Source organism: Bradyrhizobium sp. Leo78 (assembly GCF_059512425.1).
Map to the genome: position 1 here is coordinate 1 of NZ_JCAMOT010000072.1, position 21,183 is coordinate 21,183.

Below are 21,183 nucleotides of genomic sequence, written 5' to 3' on the forward strand. Positions count from 1 at the left end.
TCATCGCTGTCACAGCTTGTGCTCACAGATTATCAGATCATCACGATCATCCTTTCTGTGTGCTTCTGCAGCACACTATCGTCGGCGTGGATGCGTTCCGCGCTCATGACGTGGATCCGGATGGCCTCAATAATGGGATCGAGTGCTACCACGCAGGCGCCGACCCGATCCGCCAGGGTCGAGACGTCGATCTCGATCCCTTCGCGGGCATAGGTCTTGCTCTGCCGGTTCAACGGCTGATGCAGTAGGAACTTGTTGACCAGCACCATCGCCAGCAGGCTCGGCCCGGCGAAGCCTCGCGGGATCGGATGGGAGGGCGCCGGCGCCTCTGTGATCGCCTCGCAATCTCGGCAGGAGAACTTTTCGCGGACATGCTCGATAATCTTCCAGCGCCGCGGCTCGCATTCCAGGGTCTTCGACACCACCTCGCCGAGCTTGTGCAGCCGTTCACTGCCGCACTTGCCACACGCGCAAGGCATGGGTTCGACGATACGTTCGACCGGCAGGTTATCCGGTAGGGGGCGTCGCGGCGGCCGTGGATTTTGCGCGCGCTTCTGTTTGGCGGCTTCTGGCGCTGCGAACTCGGCTTTGGTTTCCTGCTCCGCCTGAGTCTCTTCAAGATCTTCGATGGCGAGTTCGAGCTGCTCGACCAGCAGCTTGCCGCGTTCAGAAGATTGCCCGAACTGCTCGCGCCGTGCCTTGGCCAGCATCAGCTTCAGCCGCTCGATTTCCAGCCGGCCGACGGTCACTTCGCTCTTCGCCAGCGTCAGCTGTTCGCGCTGCGCAATGATCATCGCATGCGCAGCGGCAAGGTCGGCGGGAAGTGCATTGGCGGGCGGCGATCCAGGCCCGTGGCGCCAGCAGGCGATTCTGGGCCGAGGGCATTGGGATGCCGACGCGCTGCGCGACATTGTGCGTGAGTACGCACTGGAGACGCTTGGCGATGAGGACGCGGTCCTGGTCATCGATGAGACCGGCTTTTTGAAACAGGGCAAGGCCTCGTGCGGGGTCGCACGCCAGTACACTGGCTCGGCGGGCAAGATCACCAATTGCCAGATCGGAGTGTTCGCCGCCTATGTGTCACGGCATGGCCATGCCTTCATCGACCGGGCGCTCTACCTGCCAAAAGAATGGACGGACGACTCCGCTCGCCTGAAGGCAGCGCATGTACCGAGCGATGTGAGCTTTGCGACGAAACCCAAGATCGCGCGTCAGATGATCACTCGCGCGACCACGGCCAACGTGCCGTTCTCGTTCGTGGCGGCGGACAGCGTGTATGGCATTGGAGAGATCGAAACCCTGCTGCGCAAGGCGGGCAAAGGCTATGTCCTGGGTGTTGCGTCCAATCATGTGTTCCGCTCCTGGGGCAAGCAGCGGCCTGTCGCCGGCACCGCCGCCGCGATCGCGCGGAGCCTTCCCAAAAAGGCCTGGCGCCGCCTGTCGTCCGGCGGAGGGACCAAAGGTCCGCGCTGGCACGACTGGGCCTATCTCGAGCTGGCCGATCTCGAAGCCAGTGAATAAGCCCGCTGCATAAGCCGTCGCCAGCACGACGCGATTGCGCATCCCTGTAACCGCGTCCAGGAAGCGCTCGATCTCTTCGGCACCAAGGACGAGCGGGAGCTTGTCGGGCTTCTGGCCACCGATGATCCGCTCGAATGCTTCCGTCTGCCCGAGTGTGACGCCGTAGAAGAACCGCAGCGCGCAGGCCACCTGATTGATGTGGGACCACGAACGCTTTTGGCCGATGAGATGCAGTTGATAGGCCGGACCTGCTCGAAACTCAGCCGGTCCGGTCGGCTAAACTTTGCGATCGCATAGATATAGGATTGCTGAGTCGACGGCGACAGATTGCGGACCGTCATGTCCTCGATCATGCGTTGGCGAAGAGGGCTCATCGTAGCCATCTGGGTCTCCTGTCTTGAGAGGGGTGGTGCGAAGACCAACATCCTCTCAGACAGGACACCTCAGTTCAGCAGGCTCCTCCCCACTCCCGCGTAGCGGGTTCGTTCAATGAGTGATCACGATGGCCTGGAATTGGTGATCACCATCGTCTGGAACACGCAGCGGCCCAACGAGGCCCAGCTTCCGGCAAAAATCAACGCGGTCGCCCGTTGGCTCGTTGTGGATCCGTCTGAGGCTCGTCAGCTTCTCAACAGCTAACGTTCCTAGCATGAGACGTGGACGGCGGGCCAACGCAAAGCCTTCAAAGGGGCTCTTGGCTTGCTCGGAATGCAAATCGCAAGCGTTACATAACTGACGGACGGCGTGTGGAAGAAGCACTCAGGGTAAGCTGACCCGACGCGTGATGTCGGTCGGGCCTTGCGTCCGACAAGGCGGCGACCAGTAAGGCTGAAGGCGCTCGGACCGGGTCGTGCGACGATTGCCGTTCGGTGGCTTTGTTCTGGTTGTCGACTTTGACCTTTGCCTCTCTCAGGTTGGATGCTCTGCGGCCCGTGCATCCGAGCTTAGCTTTGGGTTGGCCATGAAGATTTATCTCATCTAGGGAGATTAGTGTGGAAACGAACGATATTGGATGGCTTAATACGGACGGTTGGATGCAGGAGTACGCGGCCCTGCAAAAGCAGCAGCGGGCGAGACAACAGTCGGACAACATGTCTGAACATCCGGCGGGCTTTGAGCAGCAGCTGGCCGAGCTACAACTCAGGTCCTCTGATGAGAGCTCCGGTGACCCTAGTTCGTCTGATGCTAGTTCGGCTGATAATCACGCTGCACAGGCGCATGGAAGAACCCAGCGCGCTAATGTCGGGGGTTCGGTGCCATCGCGTTCCAACCTGCGGGATAACTGGTTCAGCAGCACGCACTACAGCGTAGACCTCCCTCGCGCTCACCTCGGCGGCTCGGCTGCGGAGGCATCGCGGTCTGACTTGCGTGACAGGCTGTTCAGCAGCACTCGCTACACCGCGCTGTCGGAAGCGCAGCCTGCGGCCCGGACGAAGAACAGCAAAAGCCGGGGACTGTGGTCGCGTGTTAAGTCAGCGGTCGGCAAAGTCTTTGGGGGGAGTCGTCGCGAGAAGTCGTCTGGGGGCGCGGCGTCGTACGTGGTGGTCCATTCAGAGCTTCGCATGGATTTCGCCAAGCGGCGCCGCGCGATTGAGCCCTTTGAGTCAGACACGGTGCTTATTTCCAGGATTATGAGGGCGTCCGTCGGCAGCAGCACGTTCAACACCGCTCAGAGGCATGCATCTCATTTACGCAACTTCAGTGCCTGGCTTAACGAGCACCAGAGAGGTTCAATTGCCGACCGGCTGAACCAGCATGGGTTGGAGGACGATGCGCGGGACTATGCGCAGGACGTGGACCCCGCTGGAAGCAAAAACATCAAAGATCAAATCATTGAGGCGTTGGAAAATCTCCGGCACGCCGATCTCCCGCCAGCTGAGATCACAGATGACGAGAGGCTTATTTCCGAGTTCAAAGAGGCGGGCAAATCCGCCGGCTGCGGCCGCTCTACTGTTAGTCGGTGGGTGCACAATCTGCATAATTTCCGCACCTGGCTTCGGCCCACGACCTTGACGCTGTCCAGCTTGCTTGACCGTCCTGATGAGTTGAAACGACTTGCGACACTCTATGTGGAGGAGGGTGGCAAAAAAGGTGTCCATCCGGCGTTGACAGTGCTTCAGGAGTCCCACATCGCGAAAGCCGAGGGACGCCCCGCAAATTTCAATCTTCACCCACAACAGCGCTTGGCTGAGCCTCCTGCCGAAGACAAGGCGATCATGGAGAGGTTCAAGGCAGCAGCCATGCAGGCCGGGGCTCACTTACCCACGATTGACGACAATCTGGTACATTTAAAAAAATTCGCCAACTGGCTCCGTGAAAACAACAAGGAGCCATTGGCTCCCCGCTTTCGAGATGAGGCGCTGGCGGACGATATCGATGAGTATAAAGCGCAAGGTAACGACCCTGAAGACCGTCTTCATTCGTCGCTGACGAATCTCCGGAGGCTTGGGTCGGGGGAAGAAAACATCCAACAGATCGGGCCCGGCCCGCGTCTCATGGGACCCCGCCTCCTAAGCCCCCATCCCGAAGACGCCGGCGTCATCGACAATATGTTCGTTCAAGCCCTGCGTAACCTTGGAGACTCGACTTCCGAGCAGAGGCAGCCTTTTCACGAAACGGCTAGCCGGCTTCGGGGTTTCAGTGACTGGCTCCGAAGGGAGGATAGGAGCAGCATAGTTGGCCGACTCAGGGGGACTGGGCAGCAGCACGCGTTGGACGAAGATGTTAAGAATTTCAGGAGGACCAAAGCTTCGGCAAAGGTGCATGAAAAAGATTTGACGATGCTTCGGAACTACCTACAACTCGTCGAGGCAAACAAAGCGTTGGGTGTATCCCTTCCTCAGCAAACGGTAGGCCCGTTTGGGCAGGCCGACTTGCAGGAACCGGCTGGCTCGAACTCAACCTGGTCCTGGATGCGAGATTTGCCGACGCCGCCGTCCGAAAGTGAGTGGCCGCCGATGGTAGGCCCGTTTGGGCAGGCCGGCTTGCAGGAGCCGGCTGGGTCGAGCTCAAGCTGGTCCGTGCAACCGCCGTCCTACTTCGACTTTCCAACGCCGAGGGGCGAGCCGGCTTGGTCCTCAGACGTCTATCGCGATCTCGATTCTTTCACTGGTCTGCCGTCCACACCGCAGGAGATGCGTGACGACGCCCAGTCAGCGCCGGTGCTCAGCCCTGCCGGCAGACCCCCGTTCTTCATCGGGCCATCAGGCATGCCGCAAGAGCCGGCTGGCTCGAACTCAACCTGGTCCTGGATGCGAGATTTGCCGACGCCGCCGTCCGAAAGTGAGTGGCCGCCGATGGTAGGCCCGTTTGGGCAGGCCGGCTTGCAGGAGCCGGCTGGGTCGAGCTCAAGCTGGTCCGTGCAACCGCCGTCCTACTTCGACTTTCCAACGCCGAGGGGCGAGCCGGCTTGGTCCTCAGACGTCTATCGCGATCTCGATTCTTTCACTGGTCTGCCGTCCACACCCCAAGAGATGCGTGACGACGCCCAGTCAGCGCCGGTGATCAGCCCTGCGGGTAGACCCGCGTTCTACGTCGGGCCATCAGGCGTGCTTGAGGAGCTCGAGGATATAGGACATCTCGTCGGCAAGAATTGGCAGCATGGCTCCCGGCCGGTCTCGGATTCACTGCTCGATGTCCTGGATAACAATGGGGTCCTGCCGACCCAGTTCAGCGGCCCAAGGCAGGTCTCCATCAACGGTGAGACCTACTCGATCACATTGGGGCCGCGAGGAGACCGCGATGCGCAATTCGTCCATCATCCCCGCCCCTCCCTCGCCCCGGCTGCCCAGATCGGCACTTCGGTTACCGGTGCCTCTTCCGGCGACCGCAGCGGACGCGTGCTGGGCCCCATCCAGTGGCTGGGTGACGAGCATATCCAGCGGGACTATGAGCTCCTGACGCAGCAGTTGCAGGAAAGCAATCCGGATCTCGCCGCCCGGACGCGGTTCGTGGATCCCCTGATAGCCCAAATGTTGCGGTCAGACTCCAACGAGGTCGCGCAACAGGCATTGGGGTGGCTTAGCCATCATACAGCCGACTTCCTGTTCCTGCCGGTAAACAATGCCGGCGCGGCGATAGAGGAGCGCGGCAGTCACTGGTCGCTGCTGCTGGTTGATCAACGTGATCGCGAAAATCCGGTTGCCTATCATTACGACTCTTATCTGCCGGGACCCAATACCGGGTTCGCAGTGATGCTAGCACGACGGCTCCGCGCCACCCCGCAACACGCCCCCATAAGACAGCAGAGCAACGGCTATGATTGCGGCGTCTTTGTCCTGGACGGCACCCGGGAGCTGGTCAGGCGATTGGCGGCAACACGGCAGCCGGACCTGAACCTCAACAACCTCGTCATCGATCGGCGGGCCTTACAGGACCGACTAGGGGCCGATGTCGGCTTCAACTGAACAGGGCGCGCGCAGCTGGTTGAAATGCGACTCGCCGATTGAAGGTCCGCAATCGGCGTGTTCGCAGAGCATCATGGTGTCTCACATGAGGAACTGAAGCCGGCGCTACGGCTGTTTTGGGAGCCGTCGAAGGAGCCCGACAGGCGATTTCGGAGCTAACGTCCCCGATATCCTTACAGCCGGCATCAAGCTGTCCGGTTGTCAAGCGACGTCCGGATTTAACGCGCTCTCATCCTGATTGATGTGGTGGAACGGCCCGCTCCGACAGCATCATCGTGCTAAAACGTGGTCGTTATTCGAACGCCACAAGGAGGAACCGTTCCATGAAACAGATTAGCACCATCGGGTTGGATTTGGCGAAGCACATTTTTCAAGTTCACGGCGCGGGTGGCGATGGCTCGCCGGTGTTGAACCGGAGACTACGGCGCAGCGAAGTTCTGCGTTTCTTTGAGAAGCTGCCACCATGCCTGGTGGGGATGGAAGCCTGCGGCAGCGCCCATTATTGGGCGCGCGAGATTGCAACTTTCGGTCATCAAGTGCGGCTGATTCCGCCGGCTTATGTCAAACCCTTCGTGAAGCGCGGCAAGACGGATGCGGCGGATGCCGAGGCCATCAGCGAGGCCGTGACTCGCAAGACCATGCGCTTCGTTCCGATCAAAACGGCTGAGCAACAAGCCGCAATGATGGTCCTGAAGAGTCGCGCACTTCTGGTGAAACAGCAAACGCAGACTATCAACGCCCTACGCTCGCATCTCGCCGAGTTGGGCATCATTGCCGCCGCTGGCCGGACAAAGGTCGAGGCGTTGGTTGCAATCGTACGGGACGTAGCAGATGTCCGCTTGCCTGCGGCAGCGCGCGTCGCCCTGACGGCAGTTGCCGATCAGATCGAGGCCCAGGCGGACCAGATTGACAAGCTCGAGCGAGCCATTGTTGCTGCGGCAAAGACCGACAAGGACATGCGCCGACTGACTACGATCCCCGGCATTGGAGCCATTACAGCGGCGACCATCAAGGCGCTGGTGCCAGATCCCGGCGGCTTCAAATCCGCTCGTCACTTTGCTGCCTGGCTGGCACTGACGCCACGACAGCATTCGAGTGGGGGCAAGGAGCGGATGGGACGCATCTCGAAGATAGGAAACCCCGAACTTCGGAGCCTCCTCGTTCTTGGGGCGACATCCGTCCTGCGAATTGCCCGGAAGGCCGATCGGGCGCGGCCGTGGTTGAGGGCGCTGCTCGCCAGACGTCCGTACAAGGTGGCAGCGGTCGCGCTGGCCAACAAGACAGCGCGAATTGCTTGGGCGCTCTTGAACAAGGGCGGGATTTACCGGTGTCCGGAGACGCTGGCGACGACTACGGCTGCCGCTTGATGCATACAGCAGCTGTCAAAGAGATCTGACCGGCGCAGGCCGGCAGAGGGCAAGGCGCAATAACAGGCGATGAACCCACGGGACGAAATCCCGGCATGAGTGAGGCTGGCGCGACAATGCGCTTCAAGCGCGTCTGATTGATTAGCCCCTTGTGTCGCGGACTTCATCGAGGCCAGCGGTCATGCGCCGCGCTTTACAGGCCGTATACATGACGGCACCGCTCCCATGTGTGAAGTCGACTGAGAAAGCTCTTGCGCCCGCGGGCCGTTCCATACACGATCCGCCGGTCGATCCAGCAAATCCGCCGCATCGCCATGAAGCTCGCCCAGCGGCGCATCCCGCATGCCCGCGTCCTCGCATGGTCGTTCTGGCGCAGGGCTCATCAGGCAACTGCGCGCAAAGCCCATCTCAAGAAAAAATTACAACTGTAATGGTAGGGGAAGAACTGGGTTTTTCGAGGCGGCAGCTGCCTGCCCCCTGAAGGGCGCCTGTGCCTGGCCAAACTATCAGACGGCAAGGACGCGGCGTTCGTGCGCGAGTTCGACCGGAACGCCAAAGCCTTCGTCACGACCGGCTTCGACCTTCCGGAGGGAAAGCAGAACGTCAGCTGGGTCGACGGGGACACGATCCTCATCGCACGAGATTGGGGCCAAGGGACCATGACGAAGGCCGGCTACCCTTTCGTCGTGAAAGAGCTCAAGCGCGCTCAGCCGCTCGTTCAAGCGCGCGAGGTTTTCCGCGGCGAACCGACCGATGCCAGTATTCGTGCTGCGGGACAGTGAAGGCAAGGTCCATGCGACCGGGGCCATGCGCGCCATCAGCAGGTTCGAGCAGGAGTATGTGCTTTTCGGGCCCAAGGGGCCGATCAAGCTCAACCTGCCAAAGAAGGCGAACATCGGCGGCATCGCCAGTGGCCGCCTGCTTGTGACGCTCAACGAAGACTGGGCGCCATCCGGCGACAGTCGCTTCGCGGCCGGCTCGATGATCTCGTATGACCTGGACGAATGGAAACAGGATCCGCTCAGCGCCAGGCCGTCACTGGTCTTCCAACCAGCGGCTCGGCAGGCGCTCGGCGGCTTCGCGGCCACCAGGAGCCTGTTGATCTGACGATCCTCGACAATGTTCAGGGCAAGGCGTTCGTCTACAAGTACGATCAGGGGACCCGGCGGGCCACCCCGATCCCGCTCCCGGAGAATGCGAGCGTGAGCCTGCAAGCCGCTTCCGATGAAACGGAGGAGGTGATGTTCGCCGTCTCCAACTTCCTCAGGCCGACGTCGCTCTACTACTTCGACGCCGCAAGCCAACGCCTCGAGCCACTGAAGATGGCACCTCCGCAGTTCGACGCGTCCCAGCATATCGTGGAGCAGTTCGAGGCAACTTCGCGCGACGGCACCCGGATTCCCTACTTTCTGGTGCGGCCCCGGAATGCGAGGTTTGATGGGTCGACCCCAACCCTTCTCCATGGCTATGGCGGGTTTCAGAAGCCGCTCCTGCCGTCCTATGCGGGGGTTATGGGGAGGCTCTGGCTCGAGCAGGGCAATGCATATGTCGTCGCGAACCTGCGCGGGGGCGGCGAGTTCGGGCCGCTATGGCACGAGGCTGCCCAGGCGGCAACGAAGCAGCGGACATGGGATGATTTCATCGCCGTTGCAGAGGACCTGATCCGCCGGAACGTCACCTCTCCGCGCCGGCTCGGCGTGGTCGGCGGCAGCCAGGGAGGCCTGCTGGTGGGGACCGCAATCACCCAGCGACCCGACCCCTTCAACGCGGCGATCGTGCAGGTGCCGCTGTTCGACATGCTTCGGTTCACCAAGCTGGGCGCCGGCGCCTCCTGGACCGGCGAATATGGCGATCCCGCCATTCCCGAGCAGCGCGAGTGGCTCGAGGCCTACTCGCCCTATCAGAAGCTGGTCCCGGGCAAGACCTACCCGGTCCCCTTCATCCTCACGTCCACCAAGGACGACCGCGTGCATCCGGCGCATGGCCGCAAGGCAGCCGCCAGGCTCACTGCGCTGGGCCAGCCCTATTTCTACTATGAGAATATCGATGGGGGCACAGCGCCGCCGCCAATCTCACTGAACATGCACGCCGCATGGCACTCGAATACACCTATGCATTCGGACGGCTTGTGGATTGAGTCAGGTCCAGGAGCGGACTCGCTAAATCGACAGTTGCAGACGGCAGCCGATCAACATCAGCCCGTTTGGTCGCCGAGATCATCGAGCGGGCCGCGGCGGCGCGCCCGGATCCTTTGAACGGAACGCCAGCCCGTTTGATCGTGTGCATTTCTGTTATGCGGACAGAACACCAGATCCATTCAACTTGAGCTCGCTCTAACCTCGCGCTCGGCGCGCCGCGCTTGTCTCTGAGGTCGCCCAGGGCCGCCGTTATGTGCCGTGAAGAACGTGTATAGCAGGTAAAGATCGATCAGGATCGTTGCCGCCATCACGCCATAGGCCCACGGGCTCTGCATCAGGGCGAGCTCGATTAGCACCCGTGACAGGCCGAAGCCCACGACCCAGGCATCAAAACTCATGCAGATGCGGCGGAAGATCTCCGGATCAAGCCGGCGGATAACATAAGATCCAGCGGAATGCCGAGCACGACGCTAGGAATAAAGACATAAAGCAGGCTGCCGCTTTCTGAAATGAACAGGCCGAGCTTATAATAGATGAAGGCGGTTACGCTCGATTCCGCCACACGAACCAGGGCTAGTCCGGCGCGAAATTCGTTTTTGACGAGGCCCTGATTGTTGAACAGCATCGCCAAAGGCGGGCCTGAGATGGTCGTCACCGAGTAGAGGACGCCCAGCATCGACCCGAATGGCAGGCCGATTAGCCAGCTTGCCTCGATCCGGCGGCGCCAACCGGCGGCTTGCAGCAGGATCAGGGGCAGAATGATCGTGTAGGTGGCGAATTTGATCCAGCCCGGCTGCAGCGAGGCCAGTGCATAGCCGCCGATCGCAATGCCCGGCAAGAGCCCGAGCAAGATGGGAAATATGCGTTTCCAAACCGCCGGCACGCCCTTCAGATTGATGGAGAGGACGTAGACGTTGACGAAGACCTCGATGATGACGATGGCGGGGTTGAGAATGCGATTGGTGTAGAAAACCAGCGCAAGGGGTACAGTGAGTGACGAAAAGCCGTAGCCGATGGCTCCATTTACAAAGGCCGCAAAAAACGTCGTTGCGGCCAGAAAAAACAAAGCGGCATCAAAGGCGGGCATTCAACTTTCCAACTCCGAAGAGCGTCGGATCACGCGTCAGCGGGACCAGACCAACATTGGTCATCAGGCTTGCGGCAGATTCAGATCACTCCCTTAGCACCTCCAGCTGCCTTCATAGTGGCAGCGGTCAAGTGCAAAGGTTCGCCAGTTGCTCCCATTACAGACTTCAGTTGTATAACGGAAGCCGTGCTGTGTTTCCCACTATCTAACTACGACCACTCAGCCAGACGTGCCAGTCTATTTTTTTCGAATGTCAATCAACGGTCTTCGTATGGTGATCTAAAGGCTCATGTTCCTGAGCTTCTCCATCTCCGTCGCTTGCATGAAATTCGGCCCTGCCATTTTGATCGCTGATCGCGATGTTGATTAGAGGCACCTTCTCAAGATAGGCACCAATGTTTTTCTCTAAAGCGAGCAATCGCCCGGGGGCAGCTGGAAGCAGCAGGGCTCAGCCCTCTGGGCAAAGCCGAAGAAAACGTAACGAGTCAACGCCGTCGTAGCAGCCAATGTCCAAAATCACTGGATCTGACTTCTGCAGGAACGAAACAATGTGCTGATGGATCTCCAAGGCGAAAGTGGGCTCACGTGTTTCCATTCAACTTCGTCCCTCGCGCCTCAATGGCACGCAACAGCCTATCAAGTGAGCTTAAGGTTTCGCGACCCCCCGATTGTCAAATGGTCCAGCTTCGACGTCGAAAGTACACACGACTCAACGGGTGGCTCAACTCTACAGAGGTAAACAGGCGATATAGAACCGGTTGCAAAACCTATACCAAGGTTTGTCTACAGACGGCGCGGTATGAGCCACGCGAGACTTGTGACGTACATGCCGATCAGAACGGACACGAGCCTCCGCTGATATTCCCTCTCCACCTCTTTGTCGCAGACAGGACAAAGATCGCCAATTATCTGACCTCGACCAAGCTCAAGTATTCGCCATTCTCATTATCCGTAAATCAATGCTTTGATGGACGACAATCACACGATGGATCGGTCCCACAAATGCATTCTAAGGGGTAGATATGCCGATCTTGATCGTCGTGACCGCCGAGGTTACAAACCCGGCAGACTCTCTATGAACAACTACATCTGGTGGAGTGCTGCTTCGGTAAGCTCAAACAGTTCCGACGCGTAGCAACCCACGAAAAAACTGCCCGAATTACCGCCCAGTCGTCACTCTCGCAGCTATCGTGCTATGGATGCGATAACTGACCACACGCCCTCAAGCGAGAAACCCTGCATAGAAGAATTCGTCTCGCGCATCGCCACCGATGTCGGCGTCGACCCGGCTCTCGCAGAGAAGGCCGTTGCCATGATGCTGGTTTCCTGCAACGCGAGGGAGCCGACGGCCCCGTGGGGCGTATGATCGAGTCCATTTCCGGCGCTTCGGAATCAGTGACGAAGCATGATGGTGAAGACTCAGAGGGCGGCAGCGTCCTCGGCGGAGCCGGCGTCACCGGTTTCGGCCAGCAATTGATGAATGAGGGTCTCAGCCTAGGAAAGATCGCCGGCCTCGTCAACGAGACGATCGCGTTCGCCGACGAACATGCCGGCGACGAACTCGTGGACGAGGTCCTCAATTCCGTTCCCGGCCTTCCCCAGTTCGTTTGATCAGCCGCAGCCGGGACCCGCATGAGGTCGTGCGCCCGCGCCAATCCGTTTGCGCCGGTAGGCATTCTCCGCCGAGTTTTCGTACCGACCTGGCCAGACCATCAACCGTCGGGCGCGCGAAGCGGACGAACGTAGGCGCACTTCATTCGTCTATCTCAAAATCGACGATCGTGGCGACGTACCGCCGTCGTTGGAGGGCTTTCTCAAGCGGCGGGGGCATCACGTCGATATCCAGCTCTCGCTGCTCGGGCCAAAGTTCCTTGTATAGGAGCACGAATGTGCGCTGACGTCAGCCTTGCCGCTGTGCTTTCTGATCGTGCGACCTCTCGCTGATCTACCGCAACCCCCTATACCCCCAGGTTGGCTAAGAGGGAGCAAGGCCCCGGCGCGCGCGTGCCCACGGTCGCGCCGGGGCACAGATCCGAAAAAGTCAAGTGATCAGCAGGTGCTATCGTCAGAGGCGCAAAGGAGAGCCGCAGATGCAGCTCTCGTTGCTGTAAGGGGCTTAGAGAGCGCGGGAACGGAGAGGACGCTGTCCGCCCCAGCGTCTTCCGGCCCCGTTCTCACCGGACCGCAGGCACCGAGACGCTCGTCTGCTCAGCATGGTGAGATCCTGTCCACCACGGCCGATTGACCGCCTTGATGAGACGATCCCACGGAAACGGCGTCTGCTGACGCACCACGTCCAAATGAAATCGCCCTTGTAGGTAAACACCTTCTCGAACTTTGCTCTTGGCAAAATTTGCGACAAGCGGTCGGCGGCGCATTCGCTATATCGAACATCCAGTACCTTTTCTTGTCCGCGTCGACCCGGGCGTTCAGCCAGTTGAACAGCGCCGACAGGATCGACGTCAGCACGCCGAGGATGGCTTCAATCACGGCCGTGCTCCTTTCGGATGGAGCGATGCGGGCGATAACCGTGATGACGGAGCCGCTCATCAGGAAGGAGCCGGCCCACTGCGGATGATCTTTCGGCGCGCAGACGCACCATCGCGGGTAGCGCCCCTTCGGAACGCGGACAACCCGATTGCGCAGATTTGTCAGAAAGAAGACTCGGGGGCCGACCCGTCCTGATGATGATGATCGTCCTCGCGCCGGAACTGATCCATCACAGGCTCGGCTCTTGGGGCGCCCGAGCATCGGCAAGCCCGGCATCGACGGGCAATCCACTTGGGACAAGACCGAGCAGGCGATCTTCACCTCGTTCTTCATCGGAGTGTCGACGGCTGTCGCCGCGGTCGCCGCAATCAAGGCGATCGAGAAATGACCCACGGGTACCCGCGACCGCGTCATTCGTCTGCAAACGAAATTGGAGCACGTCACCGCGCAGCTCTCCAACGTGCAAATCAAGGTCAACGCGATGCATGATCTTCTGATGCGAGCGCGCGGCGTGCGGTGGATGATGCTTGCGACTGCCGAGCGGGCTTCCTCGCTTCCCTCATCACGAAATACCTGCACCTGCCGCTCTCGAACTGCGCCGGTACCACTACGTTCCCAACGGCTCTACGTACCTATGGGAGAAAGCCGGTTGGGAGGCCATTCCCCGGGCTCAAAGCCGAGAGCTTACATCCTCTTTGCCGTGCGACAATCCGCTATTCATGTTGGGCGCAGAAAAATCTGATGCTCCTCCAATGTGGCCGTGTAGTTCACGCCGCCGAGAGGGATTTTGTCGCCGGCTGAGACGCGCTCGGCAGCAGGTTGTGCAAGCTCATCCCTTGCATGAAGTCTTCCGACGCCCATTGGGGGCGGTGCTGGAAGTCCAGGGGGAAGTACATTGATAGATTCAGCAGCGGGCCCGGCTAAGCCTACTGATCTGCCGGGCCTGAGCTAGATGCCACTCCCAACTGCGCCGGTTCATCATCCAGTAGTCGCCGAAGCTCCCCGGTTCAAAAGTGAACTGTTCTGGATCGAAATCTGGACCGACGGAAAATGATGGAGCGGGTTGATTATTCTGCCTCCCTGAATGTCCTGGCGAAGCTCCTGTTCCAGTCGGAGAAGCCCCTCTGGAGAAGGCATAGATTGATCATCCAGATGATCGAGCACTCGCCGAAGCTCCCCCGCTCTGGGTCGAACGCGACGTGCTCTTGGACGAAAACCGACGGGGCGGGTTGATCATCCTGCAGTCCCCGAATCCCCTCGGGCCGACTGCCGGCTTCCTGCCACGCGCTGTGCTGCGCAGCGGCCTGGTCGACGCGCCTCGGCTCGATCAGTACCGCGTCTTCAGGATTGATGAGGGCCGCGTTCTGGGGGTGAGGATTGCGCTTTGCGCGGCGGTGTACGATCGGCACGCCTGTCGACCGGAAGGTCCGGAGATGGTCTATTGCCTTAAGGAGGTTCTTGGGATTACCCCTTCCGGTGAACTCGGACACATCACCGCTCAGCGACTTACTCTCGAGCCGAGCAACAATGCTCGGCTTGTTTTTTGCGAAGAGCCAACGGCTAAAGCTACGAAGATAACCTACATACTGCTTGGCCCAGCCTTCGTTCATCCCCCCCTTGATGAGGGCCCCCTCAAGCCCCAAGATAATGGGAGCATCCTCGGAATAAAGAGGCCGCCTGTCCCACCCTATCACAATCCCCGTTGACGGAGCCGGCTGCAGCGCCGAGGCGGCCGGCATTGCTCCACCACCTCCACCTGAATTAGCGATCTCGCTCAGCTGCCGCTCAATGGCAACGCTTTGCGGATTGTTTAGGGTCCTCGGCCTCTTCGCTGGTCTCAACTCGGCTGTGTCATGCTCATCGTTGATGAGGACCTCCTCGCTTGGCAGGAGGTTGCTCCTGGCAAGTGCCCCCATCAACTCGTCCGGGGCTGCTGGCTGTCGCTAGCCACATTGGCAGGGGGGCTACGGCGCGGCCCCCGGTCGGGCATCGCCGTATCGGCCAGGCGCGCCGCTTCAAATTGCTGCTCAAAGGCTTCTTGCTCCGCCGTGTCCGCTTGCTGATCTTCCGTGAGGGCGTGCTGCACCTCTGACGAAGCTGCTACATTGGAGGGGTCAAAATTGTGCGGGTCCACGCTAGCCTCACGTCTACAGATCAGCTGAGCTGCCTACTCGGGCAAGCTGTCGAGAAGCTGACGAGGCCGTGGCCCGTGAAGCAATGCACCCCCCAATCACAAAACGACAATGCCCCGCGGTCCTTGATGGGTCGCCGGGCTTTTTTTGCGCTTAAGGACGCGTCGTCGTCGCGGCTAACAATCCTTTTGGCAGCGCCGGGGACGACGACTCGTCACCGCTCTTATTGCAAAATGGGCACGGCATACCGGCGCCGCCGCAGGTGCACGCATGGGTAGGCTGGTCCGAATGATTTCGCAAACCCACCGGCAGTTATCGCAGCGCGGGCACCATCTCATTGCATGTCCTCCCGCAAGCCTTTGAAGACCGGCTGTCGCACCTTGCCTTTGGCCGATCTGGCGCGGTACTCGATTTCGGCCAGCAGCTTTGGCTCGACCCAAATGCCCCTGGTGCGCGACGCGCTTGGCATAGGGCTGCGTCTTCCGGATCAGCGGCGTCAGCGCTTTCTCGAAGAAGTTCGACAAATGGCATGAGCGCATCGTGCTCAATTTTCAGTCCGCGCCAAAGGGTTTCTTGCACGTCTTCAACGAGGCCCCCACCGTGATCTACGAACTGATCATGGCCAGTGCCGATATCGGGAGAAGAACGTCGTTGATATCTCGATCGGACAGCATTGGTCGAAAGACTGCTGCGACGACGACTTGGCGGCGACGAACGGCGAGCGTGGAAAATATCCTCACCACTACCTCGCCAGCCATCCGCAATCGAAGTCGAATCCGCAAGAATCCTTGTGCTACCCTCTCGCCGCGCTCGGCGCGTATCGGGAATGGTTGCAGGATGTCTATATGGAGGGTGGCAAGTTCAGCAACTATCTGCGGGGCAAGGTCTCAAGGGGCAATCTGGCGCCGTCGATCGCTCAACTCACCATTGCCGCGCTTATCCTGGCGCAGATCACCGCACAGTAACAGCGGCGAAAAAGGTCGAGAGAGCCTGCCCGTCATGGGCAGGCTCAGAACACGTCGAGCGAGCGCAGGACTGAGGAGCGATGCACTCGCCATCCGATGCCAGGACGAAGACGTGGCCCAGCTATGCACGAGTTACGAACAGCGTCTGGCGTCCATTGCCAGCACGACCGGACCACTCGTTCCGAAGAATGACTAAACCTGCCGATCTTACAGCACCATCTTTCATCAGGGGCACGCCCCAGACGTTGTTGGACGCGAGAATGCGGCCAGGCCATTCCGCCAAGCGTTATTGACGATCGAGGACCAGGAGCCACCGGGTGCAAGCCTGACGATGCGGCCAAGGAAATGTTGACTAGATAGAGATTTCCCTACGCCTCGAACCACGGCCCTCGATGAAGCAGTCAGCCGGCTTGTCTCCACGGTTGACGTCCGCGCAATCCGAACCGACGCAATTGGCGGTGGCCGAAAAGACGCGCGTTTCGATGAGCTCGGCAGTCCTTATGGTACATCATGGCGCTTGCTTTAGGCTGCGCCTTGGCTGCCCCTCGTATTTGTAGGCGAACTGCTTGGGCATCGGGCCTTTGTTGCGGTCCTTGCGTCCGGTCTGCTCCCATGCATGGGCCAGAATCCCTACCGCCCGTGACAAGCAGAAAATGCCGCGGGCCAGGGGTGCAGCAAAGGCCAGCTCCCCGTAGATGACTGCGGTGGCTCCATCGATGTTCAGCGGGATGAGCTTGCCTTTGCGCTCGCGCATAACGCGCTCGATCGCGCGCGCAGCGCTGGCGTAGCGACCGTTGACGGCACCTTCACTGATCGCAGCATCGACTAGCGCGAGTAGCGGTTCAGCGCGCGGGTCGACGGGATGAAAGCGGTGACCGAAGCCCGGCAGATATTTGCTGCGCGCGGCGGTGAAATGGTCGATCACCTCCGCGGCAGCCTCATCGAGGTCCTTGGTCTCGCTGCGTCGCAGGACCTCGTCATAGAGCTCGATCGCCTGCTCCCCCGCTCCGCCATGCACACCGTCCAGCGTGTTGATTGCGGATGCCATCGCGCCATTGAGCGGCAGCCCGCAACTCACAGCCATCTGCGCGATGGCGATGGAAGGTGCATGTGGGCCATGATCCACCGATGCAACCAGGGCAGCCTCAAAGAGCCGCTCCTGTGCCGGTGTGGGTAGCTCGCCACGCAGCATCAACCAGATCATCGCGGGGAACGAAATATGACCAATCAATTCCTCGATCGTGTATCCGCGATAGGCGATCCGCCCGGGGGCGATGTCGCATATAGAGCTCCGCCACCAATGGGCGGCCTGCTCTCGCAGCTCCGTTTCGCTCATCCCTGTTTTCCAATCCCGTTAGCCTATGCCCGGCAGTGGTTTGCTTGCGCGCAACTGCCTGGTCGTCACGCTGCTCCATCTGTTGCCGGGCGGACCCGCGGAAAATGAGCTCCTCCTTGACATGACGTTCCGGCGGCACCGCTTGCGATAAGGTGCTCAATTTCCGGATCTGTATAACCGAGTCGAGCCAGCCATCGCTCCGTGTCCGCACCGAGCGACGGGGGGAGCGCGGGGGCAGGAAACGCCTCATCCAGCCGAAAACCAGGGCGCGTAATGCGTAATGGCGGTTCGCCAGCCCTATCGAGCGGCAGCGTCTCGACAAATCCGCGCTCCAGCACCTGCCGCTCACGCAAAACTTGCGGGACGGTCAGCACACAGCCGGCAGGGACGCCGGCGGCATTCAACAGCGCCTCCCATTCCTCCGCAGACCTGCAGCTCAACGCCACGTTCAGCTCATCGTTAAGCGCTCCGCGGTTCAGTTTACGTGCTTCCCGCTTCGCGAAGCGCGGATCCGTCTTCAAATCCGGCCGGCCGATCAGATCGCAAAGTGTCCGGTACTGCTTCTGCTCGTTGGCGGCGATATTCAGCGGTCCGGTCGCGGTGCAGAACGTGCCGGAGGGTGCGGCCGTGAAATTTTCGTTCCCCATCGGCCGCGGCTCGACTCCGCCATTCAGGTGATTGGAAACCACCCATCCCATAGCCGCGATGGTCGCCTCGAGCAGCGACACGTCGATGAAGCGGCCCCTGCCCGTTCGCTGCTGCTCGACGAGCGCCGCGGCGATAGCAAAGGCGGCCGTTAGCCCGGCGATGGTATCGGAGATCGGGAAGCCAGTCCGCAGCGGAGCCGTGGCTGCATCACCGGTAACACTCATCGCGCCGGAAAGGCCCTGGACGATCTGGTCGTAGGCCGGGCGGGCGGACCAAGGACCGTTTTGCCCAAAGCCTGAGATTGCACAATAGATGAGGCGCGGGTTGCGCCTGGACAACGCGTCGAAACCGAGACCAAGCCGCTCCATGACCTTTGGCCGGAAGTTTTCGACAAGGACGTCGGCCTCGGACACCAGCCCGACAAACGCTTCGCTTCCCGCTTCAGACTTCAGATTGAGCGCCACCGACTGCTTACCGGCGTTGACGCTGACGAAGGAGAGGCCCTGAAGGCGCTCTGCCCTTTCCGGATCGGCGCCAAGGCGCCGCGCGAGATCGCCTCCATTGGGGTTTTCGACCTTGATAACCTCCGCGCCGAGGCGCGAGAGATGGTAGCCGCAGAATGGGCCTGCCAATACGTTTGACAGGTCGAGGACACGGATGCCGGTGAGCGGCAGGGACATGACGAAGCCTTACTTTGTGGTATCTTCGGCGCCCGCCGTTGTTAGTTCAACCGCTGGGCCGCACGCCAGCGAGGCGATCGGTGAAGGTTTTGCTTGCCGCGGTGATCCTGGGTAGAAACCGCTCAACACAGCCGGGGGTACCTTGGGCGGTTGGGCGTCCATTAGGCTGGCCCGGGAAAACGGCGCCTTGGACGCTTTCAGGATCTCGATGTTCACCTCGCGATCAGTTTCGTACTGTGCCGGGACTGCGCCACGAACTGCTCCGTTGATACAGAGTTGACCCAGCGGTGGCTCTTCAGCAGGGCATTGACCAAGCGCTGCGCGGTTTCGGGATTTTTGTCGATGAAGATTGCGGCAGGTAGCGACAGGCGCTAGACGGATCCCGCCAAAGGCAGTCTTGGCGCCTTCGACGGTGCGCGCATCGAACAGCGAATTGGCCCCAATCTTCCTCGAGAGCAGGGTCGCAATGCGATCGAAATAGACCAGCGCGTCGACTTTTTTGGGGTCGAGTGCCACCACGTCCGGCGCATCGCTCCCGACCGCGATGATGTTGACGTCGCGCGGTCCCAATCCCGGCATCTTGATGCAATGGCGCGCCATTCTGCCCGTCCAGGAACCAGGAGCCGTGATGCCGAGCTTCGGGCCGTCTAGGTCGGAGCCGCTCTTCATATTGGCATATGGCGGCAAGATCGCTGCGCACCCCGAGAAGAACGCCGAGTATGTGGTGCGGCAGGAAGACGAACGAGATCTCGTTCCCCTGCGTGCATCTGGATCAGGTGATCATACACCCCCGACGCCATGCGCCGAGCCACCAATCAGTCTCAGCGGATCATCACCTCGCGCAAGTCACGGCCAGCCTTGGCTACCCCTTCCATTGTTTCGCGTCTCAGAACTTCCGTTACGTGCAAAACCGATACTCTTAGTTAGAAGAAGAGTCAAACTATTCTGGCCTGCAGAACCGCCTCAATGCTTCTGAAATAGGGTTCACCCCCTAGCTCTGATAGTTGTTCTATAGTGCAGAACCGGAGCAGAAATGAGCAAGACAGGAGTTGACGCGGTCAGCAGAGCGCTCGCAATCCTGAAAAGTTTCAACGCGGAGCGTACTGCGATGACACTGACGCAGATCGCGGAGACGGCGGACCTTTACAAGAGCACAGTGCTGCGACTGGCCTCTTCGTTGGAGGCTGACGGCTTTCTCGTCCGCGGCGCGGACCGGTTGTTTCGACCAGGACCGGAGTTGTGGCGCCTTGGGGTGCTTTATCAGCGCGGCCTTGATCTTGGCCAAATCATCCGGCCATCGCTTCGTCGACTGGTCGAGGCAACTGGGGAAACTGCATCCTTTTATGTTGCAGACAAGGACGAACGTATCTGTCTTTACCGCGTCAATTCTCCACGTTCAGTTCGACATCATCTCGAAGAAGGTCAGCGATTGCCCATTGATCGCGGAGCCGCCGGGCGAATTCTCACTGTATTCCGCGAGCCAGCGAACGCCGAAGGGAAGAAAATCCGCGACCGAGGCTTTTATGTTTCGATCGGAGAGCGGGACCCGGAGGTCGCCGCGGCGGCCGTGCCGTTGATCGACGTACACGGCGAACTGAGGGGCGCCCTTTCAGTGTCGGCGATCAGGACTCGCTTCAATGCCGGTGCGCGCAAGGCGGCAATCGATGCTCTCAAATCGGAAGCCAAGGCGTTAGCGGGGTTGCTGCCTGCGAGCGAACGCTGATCAGTCCAGGACGCCCGCTTTGTGCCGTTTGCGAAGAATTCGACGCGGCTTCGGAGTGGCAGTGTGATGGGGCCTCGTGAGGCAATGAGGCTACTTCCCGGCTATTCCGTGGACAGAGCGCCGCGTTGAAGGATCGAGTACAGAGATGACGGACGCGAACGACACGATGCGCCCGCGATGCTTCGCAAATGGCCCTCCATAAAAAATGAGCGTCGTGCAGACAAAAGTACATATCTGTCGGCGGAAGGCACACTGGACGACTGCATACGAGAGTTTATGACCAAGCGTGAGGCCACACGTCATCTTTACCAAATCCACACCGCGCCACAGCCTCCGCTCATACCGGACGTCTTGTCAGCCGATCACATCACGGAACTTGCCAGATTGCGAAGTTTCCTCTGATCGGGATGTTGTTGCGGCGCCTGTGGCCAAGTGAAGATCAGCCTCAAAATCAGTGAGTCTCAGATCAAGAGTCCTCTTCGACCTCCCTTCCAAGGACAAGGGCACGCTGTGCTCAGCATCGATCATTGGTTGCTGGGCGATAACGCCGAGCTCTCCGTCTGCAGATCAACCGTGCGTGGCCTCCGCTCTTCTTCGGAATGGAGACGGCACAAACAGGTGGCGGGAAGTAGGCGCCTGAGCTCATTCGATTCCAAATCTTGTAGAGGTTACTCTTCAAGTCGGATTCAA

The 21,183-nt window shown here is 60.1% G+C and carries 17 protein-coding genes and 5 pseudogenes; 13 read left to right on the forward strand and 9 right to left on the reverse strand.

All coding sequences use genetic code 11. The features are described 5' to 3' along the window. Positions 1-32: 32 nt before the first annotated feature. Positions 33-794, reverse strand: a complete 762-nt coding sequence (locus AC5ZG1_RS41300; protein ID WP_496136301.1) for an IS66 family transposase — start codon at positions 792-794, stop codon at positions 33-35. Between AC5ZG1_RS41300 and AC5ZG1_RS41305 the strand changes: the two are divergent. From AC5ZG1_RS41305 to AC5ZG1_RS41340, 8 genes and pseudogenes are all read left to right on the forward strand, one after another. Next, positions 700-1,518, forward strand: a pseudogene (locus tag AC5ZG1_RS41305) (IS701 family transposase); the annotation flags it as partial. The gene AC5ZG1_RS41300 and the pseudogene AC5ZG1_RS41305 sit on opposite strands and share 95 nt — an antisense overlap. A 492-nt stretch (positions 1,519-2,010) precedes the next feature. Continuing rightward, complete coding sequence (locus AC5ZG1_RS41310; protein WP_155255602.1) at positions 2,011-2,160, forward strand: hypothetical protein; 150 nt, start codon at positions 2,011-2,013, stop codon at positions 2,158-2,160. Positions 2,161-2,513: 353 nt separating this feature from the next. After that, entirely contained in the window at positions 2,514-5,927 is a 3,414-nt protein-coding gene (locus AC5ZG1_RS41315; protein ID WP_496136302.1) for a Ulp1 family isopeptidase, read from the forward strand. 323 nt (positions 5,928-6,250) lie between these two features. Further along, positions 6,251-7,294, forward strand: a complete 1,044-nt coding sequence (locus AC5ZG1_RS41320) for an IS110 family RNA-guided transposase (RefSeq protein ID WP_028168743.1) — start codon at positions 6,251-6,253, stop codon at positions 7,292-7,294. 251 nt (positions 7,295-7,545) lie between these two features. Further along, positions 7,546-7,725 (forward strand): hypothetical protein, encoded by a 180-nt coding sequence (locus AC5ZG1_RS41325; RefSeq protein WP_080664125.1) that lies wholly within the window; start codon positions 7,546-7,548, stop codon positions 7,723-7,725. A 99-nt stretch (positions 7,726-7,824) separates the two neighbouring features. Continuing rightward, positions 7,825-8,076, forward strand: coding sequence for a hypothetical protein (locus AC5ZG1_RS41330; RefSeq protein WP_496136303.1), 252 nt, complete (start codon positions 7,825-7,827; stop codon positions 8,074-8,076). Then, positions 8,048-8,401: a hypothetical protein gene (locus tag AC5ZG1_RS41335; RefSeq protein WP_455998768.1), complete on the forward strand. Its 354-nt coding sequence runs from the start codon at positions 8,048-8,050 to the stop codon at positions 8,399-8,401. The genes AC5ZG1_RS41330 and AC5ZG1_RS41335 overlap by 29 nt, the downstream gene beginning before the upstream one ends. After that, on the forward strand, positions 8,299-9,549 hold the full coding sequence (locus tag AC5ZG1_RS41340) for a prolyl oligopeptidase family serine peptidase (RefSeq protein WP_245287644.1): 1,251 nt from the start codon (positions 8,299-8,301) through the stop codon (positions 9,547-9,549). Before AC5ZG1_RS41335 ends, AC5ZG1_RS41340 begins: the two co-directional genes overlap by 103 nt. 62 nt (positions 9,550-9,611) lie before the next feature. Here the strand turns inward: AC5ZG1_RS41340 and AC5ZG1_RS41345 are convergent, their stop codons facing one another. Next, positions 9,612-9,830 carry a hypothetical protein gene (locus tag AC5ZG1_RS41345; protein ID WP_496136304.1) on the reverse strand — a complete coding sequence of 73 codons (219 nt, stop codon included), beginning with the start codon at positions 9,828-9,830 and terminating at the stop codon, positions 9,612-9,614. After that, on the reverse strand, positions 9,827-10,519 hold the full coding sequence (locus AC5ZG1_RS41350; protein ID WP_496136305.1) for a sulfite exporter TauE/SafE family protein: 693 nt from the start codon (positions 10,517-10,519) through the stop codon (positions 9,827-9,829). Before AC5ZG1_RS41350 ends, AC5ZG1_RS41345 begins: the two co-directional genes overlap by 4 nt. A gap of 1,071 nt (positions 10,520-11,590) precedes the next feature. Here AC5ZG1_RS41350 and AC5ZG1_RS41355 point away from each other — a divergent pair. After that, positions 11,591-11,727: pseudogene (locus AC5ZG1_RS41355) on the forward strand (IS5/IS1182 family transposase); the annotation flags it as partial. A gap of 32 nt (positions 11,728-11,759) precedes the next feature. Next, a pseudogene (locus AC5ZG1_RS41360) lies at positions 11,760-12,130 on the forward strand (hypothetical protein). 597 nt (positions 12,131-12,727) lie between these two features. On the opposite strand, the gene AC5ZG1_RS41365 reads toward AC5ZG1_RS41360, so the two are convergent. Continuing rightward, positions 12,728-13,069, reverse strand: a complete 342-nt coding sequence (locus AC5ZG1_RS41365; protein WP_130229967.1) for a hypothetical protein — start codon at positions 13,067-13,069, stop codon at positions 12,728-12,730. A gap of 184 nt (positions 13,070-13,253) precedes the next feature. On the opposite strand from AC5ZG1_RS41365, the gene AC5ZG1_RS41370 reads away from it, so the two are divergent. After that, the gene (locus AC5ZG1_RS41370; protein WP_155255601.1) at positions 13,254-13,397 is read left to right on the forward strand and encodes a hypothetical protein; all 144 of its coding nucleotides are present in this window, start codon (positions 13,254-13,256) and stop codon (positions 13,395-13,397) included. A gap of 679 nt (positions 13,398-14,076) precedes the next feature. Here AC5ZG1_RS41370 and AC5ZG1_RS41375 read toward each other — a convergent pair. Together AC5ZG1_RS41375 and AC5ZG1_RS41380 are read right to left on the reverse strand one after the other, a co-directional pair. Further along, entirely contained in the window at positions 14,077-14,925 is an 849-nt protein-coding gene (locus AC5ZG1_RS41375) for a hypothetical protein (RefSeq protein ID WP_245287643.1), read from the reverse strand. A gap of 550 nt (positions 14,926-15,475) precedes the next feature. Further along, positions 15,476-15,650 (reverse strand): annotated as a pseudogene (locus tag AC5ZG1_RS41380) (ATP dependent DNA ligase); the annotation flags it as partial. A gap of 126 nt (positions 15,651-15,776) precedes the next feature. Here AC5ZG1_RS41380 and AC5ZG1_RS41385 point away from each other — a divergent pair. After that, positions 15,777-16,106 (forward strand): annotated as a pseudogene (locus AC5ZG1_RS41385) (BstA C-terminal domain-containing protein); the annotation flags it as partial. Between the two features lie 508 nt (positions 16,107-16,614). Here AC5ZG1_RS41385 and AC5ZG1_RS41390 read toward each other — a convergent pair. From AC5ZG1_RS41390 to AC5ZG1_RS41400, 3 genes are all read right to left on the reverse strand, one after another. Beyond that, positions 16,615-17,442, reverse strand: a complete 828-nt coding sequence (locus AC5ZG1_RS41390) for a citryl-CoA lyase (RefSeq protein ID WP_028168738.1) — start codon at positions 17,440-17,442, stop codon at positions 16,615-16,617. A 65-nt stretch (positions 17,443-17,507) separates the two neighbouring features. After that, positions 17,508-18,770 (reverse strand): CaiB/BaiF CoA transferase family protein, encoded by a 1,263-nt coding sequence (locus tag AC5ZG1_RS41395; RefSeq protein ID WP_028168737.1) that lies wholly within the window; start codon positions 18,768-18,770, stop codon positions 17,508-17,510. Between the two features lie 9 nt (positions 18,771-18,779). After that, positions 18,780-19,370 (reverse strand): type 2 periplasmic-binding domain-containing protein, encoded by a 591-nt coding sequence (locus AC5ZG1_RS41400; protein ID WP_165421448.1) that lies wholly within the window; start codon positions 19,368-19,370, stop codon positions 18,780-18,782. Positions 19,371-19,803: 433 nt separating this feature from the next. Here AC5ZG1_RS41400 and AC5ZG1_RS41405 point away from each other — a divergent pair, with 433 nt between their 5' ends. Then, entirely contained in the window at positions 19,804-20,493 is a 690-nt protein-coding gene (locus AC5ZG1_RS41405) for an IclR family transcriptional regulator (protein WP_035692612.1), read from the forward strand. The last annotated feature ends 690 nt before the right edge of the window (positions 20,494-21,183 follow it).